Origin of the sequence: Paenibacillus sp. A3M_27_13 (assembly GCF_024213315.1) — a bacterium.
Taxonomy (GTDB): domain Bacteria; phylum Bacillota; class Bacilli; order Paenibacillales; family Paenibacillaceae; genus Paenibacillus; species Paenibacillus polymyxa_B.
Genome location: NZ_JANAVE010000001.1, coordinates 393,351 through 412,687, shown reverse-complemented (window position 1 = coordinate 412,687; position 19,337 = coordinate 393,351). Strand labels below are relative to the sequence as shown.

The 19,337-nt window shown below is 42.7% G+C and carries 14 protein-coding genes, 1 pseudogene and 1 riboswitch; of the genes and pseudogenes, 9 read left to right on the top strand and 6 right to left on the bottom strand.

The window, feature by feature from the left end:
- Positions 1-24 precede the first annotated feature (24 nt).
- From NLX82_RS27500 to NLX82_RS01850, 4 genes are all read right to left on the bottom strand, one after another.
- The gene (locus NLX82_RS27500; RefSeq protein WP_076295294.1) at positions 25-675 is read right to left on the bottom strand and encodes a 4Fe-4S dicluster domain-containing protein; all 651 of its coding nucleotides are present in this window, start codon (positions 673-675) and stop codon (positions 25-27) included.
- On the bottom strand, positions 672-2,834 hold the full coding sequence (gene fdhF, locus NLX82_RS01860) for a formate dehydrogenase subunit alpha (protein WP_076295295.1): 2,163 nt from the start codon (positions 2,832-2,834) through the stop codon (positions 672-674). The genes NLX82_RS27500 and fdhF overlap by 4 nt, the downstream gene beginning before the upstream one ends.
- Positions 2,835-2,961: 127 nt before the next feature.
- Positions 2,962-3,327, bottom strand: coding sequence for a hypothetical protein (locus tag NLX82_RS01855; protein WP_013310644.1), 366 nt, complete (start codon positions 3,325-3,327; stop codon positions 2,962-2,964).
- A 696-nt stretch (positions 3,328-4,023) separates the two neighbouring features.
- A complete protein-coding gene (locus tag NLX82_RS01850) occupies positions 4,024-4,449 on the bottom strand; it encodes a MaoC family dehydratase (protein ID WP_028540679.1) in 426 nt (141 codons plus the stop codon).
- A 345-nt stretch (positions 4,450-4,794) separates the two neighbouring features.
- Between NLX82_RS01850 and NLX82_RS01845 the strand changes: the two genes are divergently transcribed.
- Together NLX82_RS01845 and NLX82_RS01840 are read left to right on the top strand one after the other, a co-directional pair.
- The gene (locus NLX82_RS01845) at positions 4,795-6,213 is read left to right on the top strand and encodes a helix-turn-helix domain-containing protein (protein ID WP_254347434.1); all 1,419 of its coding nucleotides are present in this window, start codon (positions 4,795-4,797) and stop codon (positions 6,211-6,213) included.
- Positions 6,214-6,666: 453 nt separating this feature from the next.
- Positions 6,667-6,839: riboswitch (M-box (ykoK) riboswitch) on the top strand.
- Positions 6,840-7,150: 311 nt separating this feature from the next.
- Positions 7,151-7,705 carry a DUF1003 domain-containing protein gene (locus NLX82_RS01840; protein ID WP_069079742.1) on the top strand — a complete coding sequence of 185 codons (555 nt, stop codon included), beginning with the start codon at positions 7,151-7,153 and terminating at the stop codon, positions 7,703-7,705.
- A 153-nt stretch (positions 7,706-7,858) separates the two neighbouring features.
- Here NLX82_RS01840 and NLX82_RS01835 read toward each other — a convergent pair whose 3' ends face one another.
- Positions 7,859-8,716, bottom strand: coding sequence for a hypothetical protein (locus tag NLX82_RS01835; protein ID WP_254347433.1), 858 nt, complete (start codon positions 8,714-8,716; stop codon positions 7,859-7,861).
- A gap of 234 nt (positions 8,717-8,950) precedes the next feature.
- On the opposite strand from NLX82_RS01835, the pseudogene NLX82_RS01830 reads away from it, so the two are divergent.
- Positions 8,951-9,389, top strand: a pseudogene (locus NLX82_RS01830) (NucA/NucB deoxyribonuclease domain-containing protein).
- Positions 9,390-9,623: 234 nt separating this feature from the next.
- Positions 9,624-10,358 carry a fibronectin type III domain-containing protein gene (locus NLX82_RS01825; RefSeq protein ID WP_226887760.1) on the top strand — a complete coding sequence of 245 codons (735 nt, stop codon included), beginning with the start codon at positions 9,624-9,626 and terminating at the stop codon, positions 10,356-10,358.
- A 475-nt stretch (positions 10,359-10,833) separates the two neighbouring features.
- Here NLX82_RS01825 and NLX82_RS01815 read toward each other — a convergent pair whose 3' ends face one another.
- Positions 10,834-12,309: an FAD-binding protein gene (locus tag NLX82_RS01815; RefSeq protein ID WP_028540685.1), complete on the bottom strand. Its 1,476-nt coding sequence runs from the start codon at positions 12,307-12,309 to the stop codon at positions 10,834-10,836.
- A gap of 607 nt (positions 12,310-12,916) precedes the next feature.
- Between NLX82_RS01815 and leuC the strand changes: the two genes are divergently transcribed.
- The 5 genes from leuC to NLX82_RS01790 all read left to right on the top strand — a co-directional run bounded on the left by leuC (position 12,917) and on the right by NLX82_RS01790 (position 19,260).
- Entirely contained in the window at positions 12,917-14,341 is a 1,425-nt protein-coding gene (gene leuC / locus NLX82_RS01810; protein ID WP_013310634.1) for a 3-isopropylmalate dehydratase large subunit, read from the top strand.
- A gap of 20 nt (positions 14,342-14,361) precedes the next feature.
- Positions 14,362-14,964 (top strand): 3-isopropylmalate dehydratase small subunit, encoded by a 603-nt coding sequence (gene leuD, locus NLX82_RS01805; RefSeq protein ID WP_013310633.1) that lies wholly within the window; start codon positions 14,362-14,364, stop codon positions 14,962-14,964.
- 232 nt (positions 14,965-15,196) lie between these two features.
- Positions 15,197-16,771 carry an N-acetylmuramoyl-L-alanine amidase family protein gene (locus tag NLX82_RS01800; RefSeq protein ID WP_068942691.1) on the top strand — a complete coding sequence of 525 codons (1,575 nt, stop codon included), beginning with the start codon at positions 15,197-15,199 and terminating at the stop codon, positions 16,769-16,771.
- A 293-nt stretch (positions 16,772-17,064) separates the two neighbouring features.
- A complete protein-coding gene (locus NLX82_RS01795; RefSeq protein ID WP_023989083.1) occupies positions 17,065-18,564 on the top strand; it encodes an N-acetylmuramoyl-L-alanine amidase family protein in 1,500 nt (499 codons plus the stop codon).
- 45 nt (positions 18,565-18,609) lie between these two features.
- Positions 18,610-19,260: a GerMN domain-containing protein gene (locus NLX82_RS01790; protein WP_023989082.1), complete on the top strand. Its 651-nt coding sequence runs from the start codon at positions 18,610-18,612 to the stop codon at positions 19,258-19,260.
- The last annotated feature ends 77 nt before the right edge of the window (positions 19,261-19,337 follow it).

Genomic DNA, 19,337 nt, shown 5'->3' with positions numbered 1-19,337 from the left:
ACCTTTCTGCGGCTGATTTTGGCCTTATAGGCGTGGGAAAAAGACTTCCCGCCGAGGCTCTGGAGGTGAGTCGGATATACCTTTGGCCAGCCGTAGGACATGATTCGGGCAGGCCTCTACACATGCAGGCTGTCCGTTCTCTGTTTCCGCGCACAGATCGCATTTGCTTGCTGCGGTGCGGGGAAGGGCGACTCGATTTGCACGGTGAGTCAGGCCGGACTGCGTTACAACGTGTCCTGCCCGGTAGACCGGAGACACCTCAATTGCCCCGAAGGGGCAGGCCAAAACACAGGAGGTACAGCCGATACATCGTTCCTCATCTATCATGACGACGCCGTCCTCCTGACGAATGGCCTGTACCGGACAAGCATGTGCGCAGGGGGCATTTTCGCAATGCCGGCATTGCACCGGCACATACATTTCCCCTGTACGTACAACATACACCTTGGGTACAACAGGTACGCTGACGGTTCCGACCGAAGCTCCTATGCCGTTAGCCTGACTGTGAACGGCGAAGCACGCCAGTTCACAGGCTTTGCAACCGATGCACTGTCCGGCGTCTGCGACTACAAAAGAAGAAGCAACAGCGCTTGTTCTACTGGCTGCTCCCATTCTACTCGTCGAAGCTGACCGGTTATCTGTCAGACGGTGCATCATATTCCCTGTGCCGCTCATCTCGTCACCTTATTAGCCAAAACAGCTTCCTGGACGTTCATCTGTCTGCGAATCCGTTGGTACGATTCATGTACATCACGTTCGGCCTGCGCTTGGTCGGCGATCCGTTCCAGACGGATGGCACAGTATTTTAATTCCGGGGTTTTGGATACCGGATCGAGAAAATCAGCGGTCAGCTCGTTGCATGCTCCAACCCACCAGTGATAGGTCATGTAGGTCGCACCTTGTTGCACACGGTCACTGATTTGTGCCCGTGCCATGATGCGTCCCCGGCGAGAGGATATAGCAACAATTTCGCCATCCAGAATATTCAGATCTGCTCCGTCTTCTGGGCTAATCTGAATAAAGCCAGGCTCATCAGACAACTGGCGCAGCGCGCGGCAATTGCCAGTCATGGTACGAACGGAATAGTGACCTACCTCACGGACTGTGGACAAGACAAGCGGGTATTTTGCATCCGGTTGTTCTTGTGGTGGACGCCATTCGCAGGCGAATAATCTGCCTTTGCCACTAGGTGTCGAAAATTGATTTCCTTTATATAAATACGGTGTACCTGGATGATCCTCAGTAGGGCAGGGCCATTGCACGCCGCCTTGCTGCTCCATTTTTTGGTAGCTGGCACCGGAGAATAATGGGCTGAGACTGCGCATTTCATCCCAAATTTCTTCTGTGTTTGCATAGGACATAGGATAGCCCATGGCGGTAGCAACCTCGCTAATAATAGCCCAGTCTGGCTTTACATCACCCTGTGGCTCAACGGCCTTACGGATGCGCTGAAAGCCCCGATCTGCCGAAGAATATACGCCGTCATGCTCACCCCAGGCAGTAGAAGGGAGGATGACATCGGCGTGCAGCGCTGTTTTGTTCATGAAAATATCCTGAACCACGACAAATTCCAATTGGTCTAGGGCTTCACGCAACTCGGCGGCGTTCGGATCGCTTTGTACAGGGTCCTCGCCAAAAATGTAATAAGCTTTCAGCTTGTTCTCCTTCAGAATGAGGTGTGGTACCTCCGTAAGTGGATAGCCTTTTTTACGTGGCAGCTCAACACCCCATGCTTTTTCAAACTTTTTGCGAGCTGTGTTATCTGTTACATCCTGATAGCCAGGATACACATTCGGCAAAGCGCCCATATCACAGGACCCCTGTACATTGTTTTGTCCCCGTACTGGTCCGATACCCACATTCGGCTTGCCCAAATTTCCAGTCAACAGTGCAAGGGAAGCGAGCCCCTTTACCACATCAACGGCCTGTGAAAATTGACATACGCCCATTCCGTACAAAATTGTAGCGGTAGGGGCCTTTGCATATTCCCTCATAGCCGCCCGGATATCGGCCGCCTTGACCCCCGTAATGCCTTCCGCATATTCGGGAGTATATTTTTTAATGCTGTCTACGTATTCGGCAAAGCCTTCTGTGTTTGCTTCAACATATCGTTTGTCGTACAGTCCTTCATGCACAAGTACATGACCAAAAGCGTTCACCAAAGCCATGTTCGAACCGCCCTTTAAGGGTAGCCACATATTCGAAATACGAGCTGTTTCGGTCATGCGCGGATCGCATACAATAATTTTGGCGCCTCTTTGCTTGGCAGCTACAATGCGTCTTGCGACGATCGGATGTGTTTCGGGTGCATTATATCCAAACACGAAAATGAGATCAGAGTGTTCAATTTCAGGAATAGAGTTGGACATAGCTCCATCTCCGAGCGAGTAAGTCAAACCTGCTACAGAAGGGCCGTGGCATACACGAGCGCAATGGTCAATATTGTTCGTGCCAATGACCGCTCGCATGAACTTTTGCATGACATAATTGGCTTCATTACCCGGACCGCGTGCGGAGCCCGTTCCCATAATGGAGTCGGGTCCGTATTTTTCCTTAATTGCTGACAGCCGTTCGGCAGTATATTGAATGGCTTCCTTCCACTCGACTTCCTCCATAACTCCATTTTTGCGAATCATGGGCTTGCGCAAGCGTGCAGTCAGAATTTGCGGGTCATTCAAAAAATCCCATCCATAGTGTCCTTTCAGACACAGTGTTCCTTCATTCGTACGACCACCAGCCGGCTCTGCGCCAATTACCTGTCCTTTTTCCACCAGCAAATGAAGCTGACAACCGCTCCCGCAGTAGGGACATACGGTCAATACCTTGTCTGCCATAAGTGCAGCACCTCTTTTATATGAAATAGATGAAACTCGTAACATAAAAAAAGCCAATACAAAAATGCCGCTTTACGCTGCATCCTGTACTGGCTTATCCGCGAGCGAGGAGACAAGCTCCTTCCCGCTAATCCAACCGGTGTATGTGTTGTAGTTCTAGAGTAATGATAATGTGTCCGTCTCCATGGACGGAGGGGCAGACCTCCCAAGTATAAGTGAAGGGACTGCCGAGTGTTTTTTCGGCTTCGTTCATAAACTCCTTTTCTAGATAGGGACGAAGGACGTCCCAATATTCCCTGACCTTGTCCTCAGCCCCTTCATGAACGAGAATTTCGGACAAATTAGACAATGTACCTCGAATTTCTACCGTAATCCGGAGCGGCGAATCCAGTGAAACCTTGACGTTGTCCGGTCCTTTTCCCCGGTAGTGCTTGACAATACACACGGCCAACTTCCTGATGCGCTCACGGTATTCCAATTCGGTATTCAACATCTGGACACTCCGCTTCGAATCAAAATAAAGGCGTACTTGCCGCGCATGCCAGACAGCCTGTGTAGCTGGTTTAGAACAAGACGTAACCGTCCCGACCAAAGTGGTCTGCCCAGCACGGCGTATCACCCTTCTATGGTAGAACAGGTTGACCCGGAAAGATGTGAAATTCATTACACTGAACCAAAATTTTACATAGATTAGACCGCTCTTGAAGCAACTATACCTCTATGGTTTGTATGATGCTTCTCGTTCCATCGCGTTGTTTGTCCAGATCCAATACAAAAGCAGTTGAATGACAAACTATGGGCTGAGATTAGTAAATGTCATTCTCAAAGCCCTCTATACTAAAATAGCACAGTGCGAATCTCAGAGATTTATAGTAAATTATTCATTTATATGATTTGCAATATCAATTTATTATTATTACATTGGACGGAAATGCTAGTCGAACTCCAGAAGGCATAGATATGTTATCCAAAATGGTGGAAAAGTACGGGTTCAAGATGTAGAATCTATGCGATATTCAGTTTGTAGAAGGGCACGTCAAGGTCGTCAAATGAAGACTTAGTAGGAATTACTGCAACGTGTGGCTGAACATGAAGCCGCAAGTCAAGCCACGTTAGAATAAAGAGAAGAGGTTCGTGCTAAAATGCATGGACCTCTTCAAACTTGTAATAATTGATTTTTTATGAAACTTTACTGTTTAACCAGAACGGATAAATCGCCTTCAAAAACTTGCTCCTCTTTGTTGTTGAAAGTCGACAGCAATACAGTAACGAGTCCTGTTCCATTCCTCATCTCTTTTACTCCAATCACTTCAACAATGGTGTACAATTCGTCGCCTGGATATACTGGTTTAATAAATTTAATATTATTCATAGCAGTTCCAGCAATAACCTCATCACCGTAACTGCCTGTTTCAACCCAAAGCTTAAAAGAAACAGCTAATGTTTGAATTCCTGAAGCGATAATTCCATTAAATCTACCTTGTAATGCTTTCTCTTCATCTAAATGCATATATTGCGGGTCAAACTCCCTTGCAAATCTGGTAATATCCTCTTTAGTTAATTTTAAAGACTTGGTTTTAAATACTTGTCCGATATAAAATTCATGAAACCGCATTATTACACCTCTTGATTAAATTATTTGCTTATTTATAGAGTAGCATAATATCACCAATCATTTGTAGTCCCACTCAGCAAGTAACCCTCCGTACTTTTGTACAGTCAGATCAATGTAAGTGTCTGCTTTTTGAAGGATTATATTTCCATTAACATAAGTCTCACCGGTAACAGTGGCAGGGTTATTTGACTTCAATGCAGAGTGACTCTTTGGAACTGCTTATTTTATATACTTCGACATTCGATGCAAATAAATAAAAATTATTGACAACTGTTAAATTATGGACAACAATAGAATGCAATAATATATAAATATTGGTACTTCTGTATGGAGGGTGGTTTATCTATGAAAGTTACACCCACGATTAGAGCAGAATTGGAACAATATCTAAAACAAGAAGGTTTGAGCATGATGGAGTTTGGGCATATAGCGGGCATGAATAGGGGGATAGTAAGTAGCATAGTGTCAGGCAATAAATCTATGTCTGTTAACCAGATAGATCGCATTACCGAGGCTATGGGGTTACCGGAAGGTCACTTTTATGTCTTGTTCATAGAAAACTACATCATCGACCATCCTCCGAATATGAGACGAATCGAGCCATTTTTGTTTCGCTGTGCGGAGTTGGACAAGTTGGATGCAATCCGTCGAGTGGTGGGAGCCATCATGGACAATCTACTGTATTCACCCAAGCTATTTGAAATTGCAGAAGAATTGTTGGCGCAGGGAAGACATGCGGCTGCATTGCTGCTCTATGAGGGGGTAGCTGAAGCGGAGAAATATCAACATTCAGAACGATTGGCAGTCTGTCAATATCGTATATTCACGATTCAGATTGGTGACGACCAAAGCCGCAACCACAAGGCAGCTATACTATTTGAGCCTTATGTCGAGCGCCTAGATGATTTAGAACAACTTGATGCGTTAAAGGATTTGGCTAATGTGTACAGGTCTTTGCGTAAGTGGGACAAGGTTGAGGAAATGGCAAGGCAAATGAGAGGGAAAGCTGAAGTACAATATTCCATAAAGCATCAGCAGAAGAATCGAAAGAACAGGGAGCATGAAAAGGAAACCAGAAATCCGTTATTTGGATACATTGCTTACGCCGATTTGTTGTGTGCTAGTGTTTGTGAAGCCCAAGGCGATTATCAACAAGCTCTACAATATACATACGCCTATGCGGATTTAGACTGGGTTAAAGAGGATGACGAGGATACAAAACACTGGATAAACCTGTTCAGTCAGTGGGCGGTAGGAAATACTTACGTATATAAGCTGTTGTCAGGAGAAATAAGCCTGCTGAACGATTATGTTGAATATATTGCTACAACATCAGCCGCTAACGAGAATGAAAAGCTTTCAAAACTGCTGAATGTTATAATCGCAGCAAACCAGTTTAGCATAGATGTAGACAATATACTCAAACGATTTGAAACGCTAATTGCGACTTTTTCACAGCAACCATCATCAGATGATATGTATACCCGACAAGTGATACCGGATTATATCGCGTGGTTTGGTTACGAATTAGGTTTTTATTATTTATACCGAGGGAAGTACATTGATGGCTTTAAATATTTGATGAATGCAATGGTAAAGTCACATATAATAAATAATGAAACTTACTTTATAAACTGTATGGGGTTGTTTGTTCGTTTTCAAGCCCATGCAGTTCCTGAAACTAAAGCTGAGTATTTCAATTTTATTGAAAGGGTGTGGGAAAACAATGTTCAAAAAAATGGTATTTTTAGTCATCGCGGCTAGCTTTTTGTTTATTGTTACTATGCCGGACCAAGCCTTTAACCACCACCATAGTATTCAGCCTAACGTTACCATTGGAGGATTTTAAAGAAAAAGCTCTGCTAACCTGATGGTCGGCAGAGCTTTCTTTAGTGCAGGAATTACCACACACGGCAGAATAACTATCTGAGGTGATCAGCTTGAACCATACATATAAAGTGTTAAAGTCGGATATAGAACTATTTGCTGCTGCATTAAGCCAGGTAAGAGTATATGTAGTAAAACCGTTGGGTGATGATATGATGTAAGTTTTAGACCATCTGTTTGCCGCAACTGCGGCCCCACGACTTATTATTTTTGCGTTATAAGGGGGAGTGCCAGCGTCGCTGTCACCAGGCACAAACACATGTGGAATATAGCAAATATATTTGGGTTTGACAGCACATTTAGACAGCAGTATGCTTGCTAAGGAAATATTGATGTCCTCGTTAGGTGAGGCTCCTATATGAACATAAGCCACTGCCCGGAAACATCGAAAGATGCCAATGGGTATAACAGGAATTGCCGGATTAAGGCTCTTCTTAATGTGGCTAAAGAACTTTGGTTCTTTTACGTCGTATAGTGCTAAAGCTCGACTTGGGGGAATCGGATATTTGTATGCTTTATCCTGCATGCAGAACGACGCCCTTCAGTTAGCTGAGGGGCGTTTTTATTTCAATGTTGTAGTATTGGCAATGATTTGGTTCCAGTGTGATCAGTAAAATATGGAGCCCACAACATGTTAAGGGGAGAGGGGTTGAACCATTCAATGAGTAGTCGAAGTTCGTCTGAACCGGATCCAGAACCAGGGAGTCTATTGGCAGTCGGGTTAAAACTAGATACCATAATTGAGTATGGTTGCTATTCCTCCCCTACGGGTTAGTATTGGGCCCGACTGCCTTAAAACAAGGAGGCAGTTGACATGTCAAAAATGAATTTTTTTCAAAAAAAACAGCAAAATAAAAGTGCTGCTCATATTCAAGGCTTTGATATTGAATTGAATCAGGAAAATACCCGTCGTATTGATCGGCTAGTCGATAGTTACGAGAATAGCATTCTTTCTCATTTAGATGAAGCGTACCAAAGAACGACAAGCTGGCAAGATCGTCTTGCAGATCGGATTGCATCATTCGGCGGTAGCTGGAGATTTATTACTTATTTCGCTATCTTTCTGGCCCTCTGGATACTCTTGAACAGCTTGCCGTTTACTCGCTTTCATTTCGATGAACCTCCATTTATCTTGTTGAACTTGTGTTTGTCCTTTATTGCAGCATTTCAGGCTCCGGTCATTATGATGAGTCAGAACCGCCAAGCTGCAAGGGATAAGCATGAATCGATCATTGACTTCGCGATCAACTACAAAGCCGAACAAGAGATTGACGATATGCAGAGCCACCTTCATCGGATCGAAGGCGAACTGATTGAGATTAAAAAACTCTTACTTGTTCTAAAACAACCGAATGAAGAACATAAATGACACTTTAGATTATATAGAGGCCCCGTAGAGAAGTTTTTACCTGAATCGATTCCGATTAACGAATCTTATTTCTTCCGAATCAATTTGAATTTAGAGTAGATGTGAAAAAGGACTCCGCTGGTATGTAACCAGTATGAAGTCCTTTGTTGTTTATTATTTTGTTGAATACTCGCTTACTTCAAATGTGAGTATTTTATTGAATATTACATAGTCCTTACGGTTGCTGAATGGACCTTTGTTGTTATTGTGTTTATCGATAGCAAAGAATGAAGGGCCTCTACCAGCATCTTTAGCGTCATACCAAGCAATGAATGCACTGAGTTCTTTTTTACTTAGATCGAATTCCTTATCAAATCCATTGTCCATTGTTACAGTCAGAATAGCTCGGTCGCCAGTTGGTTGTGCTGGTTCGGTCGGCTCAGTAGGTTCAGACGGATTAGGCTCAGGACTTGGTGTTGGATTTGGCGTCGGTGTTGGTTCAGGTGTCGGTTTAGGATCTGGTGTTGGAGAAGGTTCCGGTGCTGGTACTGTATCTTTACTGTTGAAAAAGTCAAGTTCGCTTATATTTATGTCTTCACCACTAAGTGAATAAAGAGTGACGAATCTAACGCGTTCTACTTTTTTTTCATTTGGAAGCTTCTTCAGTTCTCCATTTCCTACGTTGGTTTCAAATATGCCTATATAACCTGTGTCTCGGTCGTAGAAACTATTTCTTAAATTTTTAGAATCACTTTTAAGCTTGTAAGAATCAATAGTTCTATCTGTACCTAAATCAATCATAACCATCTTATCTTTAGGAAGTAAATAGTTTGTTTCTTCATTGTTATCTGTTATAAGTGTTGTACTTGCTTTGCTTGCATGGGGTCTTCCTATAAAATATATGTCAGGTATCATTGCATCAACACTTTTTCCGTTGGCATAACCTCCCGTATAGGCACTCACTGATGACAATGGGAGGAAAATAGTAATAAGTAAAGTGAAGCATAAAATTAAATTGAGCTTTCTTTTCATGTATAAATCCCCTTTTTGTTTATTTGCTCAGTAATCATACAAAATTGAAAAAGGGAGTCTAAACATTAATGTCTATATATTCAAAAATAAGTTTAAATGTGGTTTTTAATTTCTGGAGTAATGAGCTCTGCCCGAAAACTGGTATGAGTCCTTTTTATTATGTGACAATATACGCGATACTTCGACATGTCTCCCAATATAGTATTGAGAAGATTAAATACTATGGAGGGTCGTATGATAAAAGGAATCGCAAAAGGATTAATCGTATTGTTACTGGCAGCTATCTTTTCCGTACAGGGTGTTTATGCTGAACCGGCAGCAATCAACCAACAAGCAGCAGTTGGGTATACGCTGGAGTTCCCAAGCTCACGTTATCCAGAAACAGGGGATGCAATAGCAGCCGGACATTCTGCGGTGTGTACAATTGATCGGGATGGAGCCGAAGAAAACAGGAAGGAATCGCTCAAGGGCTATCCGACGAAAAAGGGATATGATCGCGATGAATCGCCAATGGCAATGTGTGCAGAAGGTGGCGCAGGTGCTGATATCAGATACATAAAGCCTAGTGATAACCGGGGAGCAGGATCATGGGTAAGTCATCCGTTAGATGAGTATGAAGATCGGGACTAAAGTGAGGTTTATTGTAAAAAAAACAAGGACTCAACCAGTATAGAAGCTGGCATGAGCCCTTTTTAATACCCAATAAAAAATAAATATGCAAATATATTGATTATATTTATAGATTAGCAAGTTTATGTTTAGACACATTCTAAAGAATGTATTACCGTAGTATCTGTTATACAGCACTTCAAAATATACGACCCAATCGGGAGCGCAGATTAAGTTCTCATTCTATGGAACAAAACTGAGACTGATTGGTACAAGATACCTAGATAGACCAACTAATGTGCAAATTACAATAGATAATATTGATGAAGTATTTTCTCAAAATGGAACGCTTTTAAGACAAAATCTATCATATGAAAAAACAGGACTACCAGAAGGAAGACATAATGTAACAATTACTGTACCACAGCTTACCGGGGGTCACTATGATTTGGATGCAATTGATATTGATAAAAATGGTAAATTAGTAGATGTTAATACTGCCGCTAATCTTACAGCAAAAGCTGGAGACGGCAAGGTTACTTTAAAATGGGATCAAATAGAGAATGCAGAAAGCTATACAGTTAAATACGGAACGGAGTCAGGTAAATACACTGAAACTGCTACAGCAACAAAAGATGCCTATGGAAACTTCATCATTCCAAGTCTGACCAATGGAACGAAATACTACTTTGTTGTGAGTGCTAAAGTAAATGGTGTGGATTCAGAATACTCCAATGAAGCTTCAGCAACTCCACTAGGAGGAGGAGGCAGTCAACCTGATCCAGAGCCAACTACTGGAGATCGTGCAATATTGGTGGTCACTATGACAACAGGCTTGGAAAAAGAGTTTGACCTAAGCATGAAAGAGGTTAATGACTTTATCTCGTGGTACGAAAACAAACAGGCTGGTTCTGGATCAGCTTCATACGCAATCAATAAGCACGATAACAATAAAGGCCCATTCAGCAGCCGCAAGGACTACATGCTGTTTGATCGTATCCTTACGTTCGATGTAAGTGAATACTCTAAATAAATCAAAAAGCTCAGCTGACCTTAATTGGTCGGCGGAGCTTTTTTTTGTTAAGAAGCCCTTCCTTTAACCAAGACCTCGCATAGCCTATGGAGTATAGTACCCTAAAGTAAAGGAGGCGTTACGTGTGGGGGAAATGAAAAGAGACTACGAGGGAATCACCGGAAGAGTTTGGACATCGATAGCTGCTGTATTGGCATTGTTCATTTTGCTGGTAATCATCTTAAAATTAATTCATTTATAAAGATTCTTAAGCTCCACCGGCATTTTTTCGAATTGCTGTTTAGCCCTGTGCTTTTTATCCTTTTGGTCATAATGACTAAAGCGTGTTGAATTTAATTTCTTGAGCATAGCCACATTAGTTCCCGAGGAATCTATAAGGTTCGCCGTTCGGCCCTAGGCTAATCCATGAGGGTCGCCTCTTTTTGGAATGGTTGGGTGGTACTTTCCATTAGCCAAAAAGGCGACTCTTTTTATCCTATTTTTGGATACTCAACAAGCCTGACTTTGCTTCAAGATCTTCTATAATTTCCATTGCAACAAAATATCCAAAAGACAATGTTAAAATATCCTCGTATCGTTTTCCTGATCCTCTTGCTCTACTTAATATGATGTTTTGACTTTCTTGTATTTTTTTTCTAAGGAATGATAGAGAAACCACAGGTGGATTGGAAGCGATCAAATCCATCATCAGAGTTGACAACTTTTTCTGAAACTCTTCAATCGGAAAGTCATTATTTTCTTTTGAATACAGATGCATCGTTTCAGGTGGATCTTTAAATGAAGTTTGATATTGAGTATTGAAAACACCTTCATTAGCTATTTTGTCCGCAATTAATTTACCAAAAACGATCCCCGATGCGAATGCTTGCCCAGGGATTCTTCCTATACCAAGATCACCATTAAATTGAGCTTCTCCAGTAGCAAAAACACGATTCAAGTTTATAGCCTCAGCATTAGCATTGATTTCGATTCCTCCTGAAGAATAGTGCATCGTTGGTGTAATTTTAATTCTTTTATTTTTAACTACCTTAGGACTAAATCCATATTTTTTGAATTTTTCATTTAAAACATTTTCATCAGCATGGCTCATATCCAAGTACATGTCTTTTTTTTGTTTGATACATTCAAGTTGGAATTTTAAAATCTCATCAATCATTTCGTGGTAATCATCTCGAGCAATTGCATCACAAATATACTTATCTTTTAATAATTGAACTCCATCCTCATCTATTATTTTCCCTTGACTCAAAGATACAACCCCGCCCAATAAAATTTGCCTTCCGTTATATATAGACCAAGGATGACACATTACTGTAGACATTCCCTTTAATCTTGCACCTATTTTTTTAGCTAAGATAAGCGTTTCACCAGTTGAACCCGGCGAATTATCATTGAAACAGAATTGTCCTGCATATCCTCCCGTAGCTAATACCAAATAATTTGTAAATATTCTGATAAATTGATCTGATTGTGTGTCATAAAATATTGCGATAATTCCTTGATCGTACTTTTCCAAATGAATCAAAATTTTATTACACATCGGTTGTTCAATATGTTGTAACAAACAATTGATTAATTTCTTTCCCCCATGTGATTTAATCAAACATTCAGGCATGATACCAAAGGATGTTTTCTCATAAGGAATTCCTAATTCTTTGAAGAAATTTATAATTATGTTGGAATTCCTATATAGCGCTTCAATTACTGATCGATCTGCTCCACATTTATCAATAGTAAGATTAATAATATTGTTAACTTCATTCTCTGATGGAACCCGAGTATTTGCGGCTGAAAGAAAGGAGTTGCTTTGTTTGGGTGCATTCTTTTTTGTTACAATCGTGTACTTAATATTATTTTTCGACAAATAATAAGCAGCAGTAAGCCCTGAGATCCCCGTACCGACAATCAAAATTGGAGTGTAGTTTTCAACGGATATTCCATTTTGTTTCATCATTCCAACTCCCTTTTAGGATGTGAATGTTATCTTCGGCTGAATCTCGTAGTCAGTTTTCTATTTGTTGCAACAAAACGCATCATGATGATATTCATAAAATTCTTGCTCCGTTGTTAATTGCCTGTAATTTATATCAAATTATATAACTATATTTCGTTTTATACTTTATATAGTTATTGAGAGCTAACAAAATCAAATACGAACAGTTTTGCAAAAGTAGAGGAAAAAAAGAACCATTATAGCAATCGCTAAGATGATTCTTATTACGATTTCCAATATCCTTGTTACCAACGAAGAATGGAATCCAAAAAAATATTTTCCTAATTGTACAAGTTTATTCCTTATATTGTCAACATTATCTGAGAATATATAATTGACTCAGCTTTCGCAGTATGAATATTCAAACAAATCCTTAATGTAATAACTGGCAGTACCTTAGAAAAGGCGACAGAGTTCATAGTATCCATCCTTATAGCCTTAACCTATCACTTCTATAGATATCATATCTTAGACCAATCAAACATCCCGTGGTATATTGTTGACATTCAAGAGAGAGCCGTTAGCTTCTCTCCAATAGGTTCGAAAAACACAGGGGTGAATAATGATGAGTAAAAAGACCATGTTCGAGAAAATTTGGGATAACCATGTCATCTATCAGGAAGCGGGAAAGCCGAGTATTTTGTACATTGATCTTCACCTCGTACATGAGGTAACATCGCCGCAGGCGTTTGAGGGATTACGTCTTAGCGGACGTCAGGTACGTCGTCCAGAGCTTACGTTTGCAACGATGGATCATAACGTGCCGACTAAGGACCGTTACAATATTACGGACCCGATTTCCAAGCAGCAGATTGATACATTAACTCAAAATTGCCGTGATTTCGGTGTTACACTGTATGATCTGGATACGGTGGATCAAGGTGTCGTTCACGTTATGGGGCCTGAACTTGGTCTGACTCATCCGGGCAAAACGATTGTTTGTGGTGATAGCCATACCTCCACACACGGGGCGTTCGGAGCACTCGCTTTTGGTATCGGAACCAGTGAGGTAGAGCACGTAATGGCAACACAATGTCTCCAGCAAGCTAAAGCCAAAACGATGGAAGTTCGCTTTGTAGGCCGCCGCAAACCTGGTGTGACAGCAAAGGACATGATTTTGGGTGTCATTGCCAAATACGGTACAGATTTCGCCACAGGTTATGTTATTGAGTACACAGGTGAATCTATCCGCGAATTGAGCATGGAAGAGCGCATGACTGTGTGTAACATGTCCATTGAAGGCGGAGCCAGAGCAGGAATGATTGCACCGGACGAAACCACCTTCAATTACTTGCGTGGACGTCAACATGTAGCACAAGGAGCTGCTTTCGAGCAAGCGGTTGCTGAGTGGAAAGAGCTTGTCACAGATGAAGGCGCTGAGTTTGATGTCGTGCTGGAGTTTGACGTAGATGCTTTGATTCCGCAAGTAACCTGGGGCACCAGCCCGGGGATGGGTACAGATATTTCCTCAACCGTACCGATTCCGGCAGAACTGCCAACCGAAAACGAACGTAAAGCAGCTGAAAAAGCGCTTGAATATATGGATTTGAAGCCAGGTACTCCGATCACGGATATTGCGATTGATTATGTGTTTATCGGCTCCTGCACCAATGGGCGGATTGAAGATTTGCGTGCAGCCGCTGAGGTTGCCAAAGGTTACAAGGTTTCTGACAAAGTAACGGCCATCGTCGTACCAGGTTCGGGGCGTGTGAAAATTCAGGCTGAAGAAGAAGGGCTGGACGTCATTTTTACAGAAGCAGGATTTGAGTGGCGTGAAGCGGGATGCAGTATGTGTCTTGCGATGAATCCAGACGTACTGCAACCGGGACAGCGTTGTGCATCGACTTCTAATCGTAACTTTGAAGGTCGTCAGGGACGCGGAGGACGGACTCATCTGGTATCTCCAGCAATGGCAGCCGCTGCGGCGATTCATGGACATTTTGTTGATGTACGGGATTGGAAATTCAAGCAGGAAGAAGTAGTCCGCTAGGATACAGAGGAGGAATTACGATGGAAGCTTTCACAACATTAAAAGGAATTGTAGCACCTGTGGATCGGGTGAATGTGGATACAGATGCTATTATTCCTAAGCAGTTTTTGAAACGAATTGAACGTACGGGCTTTGGACAGTTTCTGTTCTACGAGTGGCGGTTTGATGAAGCGGGCAATATCAATCCTGAATTTGAACCGAACAAGCCTCGTTATGCAGGGGCGTCTGTGCTGATCTCTCGCGCTAACTTTGGCTGTGGCTCCTCACGTGAGCATGCGCCGTGGGCGATTATGGACTATGGGTTTCGTTGCGTAATTGCTCCGTCTTATGCGGATATCTTCTATAATAACTGTTTTAAAAACGGTATATTGCCGATCAAGCTGTCTGAAGAGCAAGTAGAGGAATTGTTTCAGCGCACGGCGCAGCATGATAACTACCAATTAAACATCGACCTGAATGATAAAACGATCACTGACGATTATGGTCTGAAAATTGAATTCGATTTGGATGAACATCGCCGCCAGTTCCTGCTGCAAGGCTTGGACGATATTGGCCTGACACTCCAGCATGAATCTGAAATTCTGGCTTATGAACAAAAACGTGCTGCGAAACAAGGCGCATAGGGTTAATTCCCAGTTCAGTTTCAATACGTAGTCATATAGCTAGCTCATTTGTTAGACAGAAAGCCCGTACTGGCATTACTTTTGCCTGCGGGCTTTTATCATGCTCAAAAAATAAATTGGAAAATAAGGGGTTGACGGTTCGACTCAGCATGGTATTGTAAATGTAAAATGATTGAAGGACTGTGTCTGTGAGAAATACCAAAAAATACATATATAAGTTAGGGGAATGAGAATGAAGAAATATGGTTGGGTGATACTAGCGGCTATCCTGATTTGGTTGTGGCCGTCCTCCCCTCATGCGAATGCGGCTGGAGCAGATTTGTTTTTAGATGGCAAAAGGGTGGAAGCGCCTGCAGATGCCAAGCCTGAAATGGTCAATGGAAAAATCATGGTACCGCTAAGGGTGGTTGGGGAGCAGCTTGGATATCAATTCAAGTGGGAACCACAATCCTATAAAATCTCAATTCAAAAAAATAGTACCGATATGTCCATGTATGTAGGCCGTACATCGGCTGATGTGAATGGAAAAACAGTTAGTCTGGATGCACCTCCTGTGCTTCGGGGAAGCTCGACCATGGTCCCATTGCGTTTTGTTGGGGAGCAAATGGGGCTAAAAGTAGATTGGAATAATAAAAGTAAATCCGTTAATCTCAGTCAAAAGGCTGTAACTCAACAAGTGAGTAAACAGTCTCAATCCCAACCATCGTCGCAAACGTCAACACAGAGTACAACAAGCACCAATAAAACGTCTTCAGCAACAGCGACGACAATAAATCCAGTTGAAGCAGACAAGCATACTGAAGCCGCATCTTCACCAGCCAAGCAGCAAAATACAGAACAGACCACAGCAAATGCGTTGCTTGTACAAAATATTACTTTTGAGGGTGAAACGTTAAAGATTTCTCTGAACAAAGATGTTACCCCTAAAGTATCCAAAATGACGGGGAATGATCGTATTGTTGTAGATTTACCCGGGGCTTCACTGGCGACTGATTTTCTTCAGCCGTTCCCGATTCGCACCGATGGCACGCGGGCGTTGACGAATAGTGACAGTGAGGATGTGCAGGAAATTAGATTTGCTCCCACAGATGGACAAAATGGGGGCGTACGCATTGTCATTGCTTTAAATCAAGCACGTGATTACGACCTTTTAACCAATGGCCTAGGCGATATCACCCTTCAATTGCGTGAGCGTAGTGTGAATCCGGTAGTGGTAACACCAACGAATGTCGAAGGACGGCGAATCGTTGTCATTGATCCCGGACATGGTGGCAAGGACCCTGGGGCAGGTAGTGTGACTGGGCGACATGAGAAGGAATTTACATTGGCGGTAGCGTTAAAGGTCGAGCAGCTTCTACAAAATGATCCTGACATTCAAATCGTATTGACTCGCAATGGAGATACGTATCCCACGCTGGATGAACGACCACAACTGGCTAATAGTCAACAGGCAAGCGTGTTTGTATCCATTCATGGTAATAGTATGCTAGCTTCAGATAAAGGAAAAACCAATGGCTCTGAAACCTATTATGCACGCCAGGACAGTTTGGCACTGGCAAAGGCGATGCATAAATATCTTGTAGCGGCTACCGGATTTAAGGATAATGGCATCAGGGTGGCAAACCATGTGGTGACGAGAAAATCACAAATGCCCGCTGTATTGCTGGAATGTGGCTACCTTAGTAATTTATCAAATGAAGCAGCCATGTTCACAGAAGAAACACAGGAAAAGATCGCCGAAGGTATTGTCGATGGGTTGAAGGAGTATCTTGGAACAGGCACAGGAGCAACTGAATCACTTAACTAAGGATGTTTACAATAAAAGCTACTTTCCACCTTTTAATGAAAATTCATGGGGTGAAAAGTAGCTTTTTTAGTTTTTTTGGCTGTGACTTTTGACGGAAAGCGAATGATCTATATTTTTAGTCAAAATTCGACAAAAATAGTTCTTTGGCACGTATATTTCTGTTATGATGGAATATATTCGCAACTTTTGGTGTGAGATAACGTCTATAAGGTTGTCTGATATTACATAAGCGCGTATATCAGGTCGCCGCACCGGAGCATGTGGCAAAAAAATTATGAATGGAAGGGTGACGAATGAAGAAATTTGGTTTTTTGTTGTTATTATTTGTCTTCATGTGGGCGGTTCCGGGTTATGGACATGCGGCTTCGAGTGGAACACAAATCTATCTCGACGATCAACAGTTAAGTGTCCCTAGTGGTGCTAAGGCACAAGTAATTGGCGGAAGTACAATGGTCCCGCTACGCGTAATTTCTGAAAATTTGGGATATGACGTGACGTGGAAGCAGCAGGCGCGAACCATAACGATTGAGAAAGACAGTACCTCGATCCGAATGATAATCGGAAGTAAGACGGCGACTGTCAATGGAAGCGACATTAGTCTGGATGCTTCGCCTCTGCTGCGTTCCAATTATGCCCTTGTACCGCTTCGTTTTATCGGCGAGCAAATGGGACTGGACGTAAAATGGGACAGCAGCTCCAAGTCCGTAAAATTATATACCCGCAGTAGCGGGTCTGGAAACGGGGAATTTACACCTCCCAAGTCCGGAAATAACAGTACAGGTACTGGTAGTGTTACTGCACCAACGAATAATGCGAACTCAGGTGTTACACAGGTGCAGGGAGTTAGTTTCAGCCAAAACCGTTTAACCATCACAACAGCCAGTGCCGTCAAGCCGAAAGCGTTTACGATGGCAGGCCCTGATCGGGTAGTGGTGGATTTGCCAGCGACTGCGTTTGCTGACAATTTCGGAGAGCAGCAAAAGCTGGATAGCAACTTAAATGGTTCGCTGGACATTGAGAATGAAGCGGATGTGTCCGGTATCCGTTATGCTTTATTCCAAAAGGAACCTTCAACGGTGCGCGTTGTTATTGATTTGAAACATGCCATGAATTATACCGCATATAATGATGGTTCGAATCGTGTTATCGTCGATCTGGCTTCCAAAGATTCTGTGAATACCACGCCAGACGCAACGTTACCAGATGGCTCACAGCCGGATGACACGCAGACATCACCAACTAACAGCAATGGTAAAAAGGTCGTTGTTATTGATGCTGGCCATGGAGCAAAAGATTCTGGAGCAGTTGGTGTTTCAAGAAAAAATTATGAAAAGACCTTCAACTTAGCTATGGCTCTGAAAGTAGAAAGCATATTAAAGCAGAACCCCAAGCTTGAGGTTGTGCTGACACGCAGTGATGATACATTCTTGGAGCTTAAACAGCGCGTAAAAGTAGCTGAAAACCTTAATGCTAACGTGTTCGTGTCCATTCATGCTAACAGCAGCGGTAGCTCAGCCTCCAACGGTACAGAGACGTATTACCAGCGTAGTGCAAGCAAAGCGTTCGCTAACGTTATGCATAAGTACTTTGCTCCTGCGACGGGTCTGACAGACCGAGGCATTCGTTATGGCAATTTCCATGTAATTCGGGAAACGACTATGCCAGCCGTATTGCTTGAAGTAGGATATCTGAGTAATGCAAAAGAGGAAGCCACACTGTTTGATGAAGATTTTCAAAACCGGGTAGCTCAAGGGATTGCAGATGGAATCACAGAGTATCTCGACGTAAAATAGATCTTCAACAAATCGCTTGTCAACGTCAAGCAAGGAGGGGGACATATGAACAAGAAAATCGTAATTGCAGGTCTGCTGGCACTGTTTGCCATTGCAGGTGCAGGGTGTGCCTCTAAGCAAACAACGGCTCCTGCGACTCCATCTCAGGAAACACAAACTTCGAATGCACAAAATAGTACACCTGAACAGACGACTCCTGAACCTTCGGCTCAATCTGCTGAAAATAATGGGGCGAGTCAAACACCTGCATCTCCGTCAACAGAGCCTACAAAGACCAAGACGGACACGGAAAATTCAGGAGATCGACAAACACAGCAGATTACGGTGTACTATACGGATACACAAGAGAACGGCTTGAAAGAACAGAAAAAGGAAATTACCTATCCAAGCGAGCTGGAAAAATTGCAAAAAGCGTTTGAAGCTCTGCAAAAGAGTGGGGATTCTGCTCTTATCCCGTTGTGGTCCGAGAAAATTTCCGTGCATAAGATCAAATTAGATAACGGTGCATTGACTTTTGATATTTCTCTGCCGGACGAGGCTCGATTGGGAGCTGGTGGCGAGGAATTAGCTATCGATGCCTTGAAGAAAACGATGTTCCAATTCAAGGAAGTCAAAACGCTGGATTTGCTCGTAGATGGTCAATCTTTAGAGTCCTTAATGGGACATGTAGATTTGGATCATCCCATGAGCCGCTAACCGATCAGACAGTATGAAAATTTCTTGGAGATTTACACACTTTTCACGTGCAATCTGTGACAGATAATGATAATATA

Excerpts from the sequence above, each read along its gene's own strand:
- NLX82_RS01850 (WP_028540679.1), bottom strand. The coding sequence starts at position 4,449 with ATGCGGTTTCATGAATTTTATATCGGACAAGTATTTAAAACCAAGTCT.
- NLX82_RS01835 (WP_254347433.1), bottom strand. The coding sequence starts at position 8,716 with ATGAAAAGAAAGCTCAATTTAATTTTATGCTTCACTTTACTTATTACT.
- NLX82_RS27500 (WP_076295294.1), bottom strand. The coding sequence starts at position 675 with ATGAGCGGCACAGGGAATATGATGCACCGTCTGACAGATAACCGGTCA.
- leuC (WP_013310634.1), top strand. The coding sequence starts at position 12,917 with ATGAGTAAAAAGACCATGTTCGAGAAAATTTGGGATAACCATGTCATC.
- fdhF (WP_076295295.1), bottom strand. The coding sequence starts at position 2,834 with ATGGCAGACAAGGTATTGACCGTATGTCCCTACTGCGGGAGCGGTTGT.
- NLX82_RS01845 (WP_254347434.1), top strand. The coding sequence starts at position 4,795 with ATGAAAGTTACACCCACGATTAGAGCAGAATTGGAACAATATCTAAAA.
- NLX82_RS01815 (WP_028540685.1), bottom strand. The coding sequence starts at position 12,309 with ATGAAACAAAATGGAATATCCGTTGAAAACTACACTCCAATTTTGATT.
- leuD (WP_013310633.1), top strand. The coding sequence starts at position 14,362 with ATGGAAGCTTTCACAACATTAAAAGGAATTGTAGCACCTGTGGATCGG.
- NLX82_RS01795 (WP_023989083.1), top strand. The coding sequence starts at position 17,065 with ATGAAGAAATTTGGTTTTTTGTTGTTATTATTTGTCTTCATGTGGGCG.
- NLX82_RS01790 (WP_023989082.1), top strand. The coding sequence starts at position 18,610 with ATGAACAAGAAAATCGTAATTGCAGGTCTGCTGGCACTGTTTGCCATT.
- NLX82_RS01840 (WP_069079742.1), top strand. The coding sequence starts at position 7,151 with ATGTCAAAAATGAATTTTTTTCAAAAAAAACAGCAAAATAAAAGTGCT.
- NLX82_RS01855 (WP_013310644.1), bottom strand. The coding sequence starts at position 3,327 with ATGTTGAATACCGAATTGGAATACCGTGAGCGCATCAGGAAGTTGGCC.
- NLX82_RS01800 (WP_068942691.1), top strand. The coding sequence starts at position 15,197 with ATGAAGAAATATGGTTGGGTGATACTAGCGGCTATCCTGATTTGGTTG.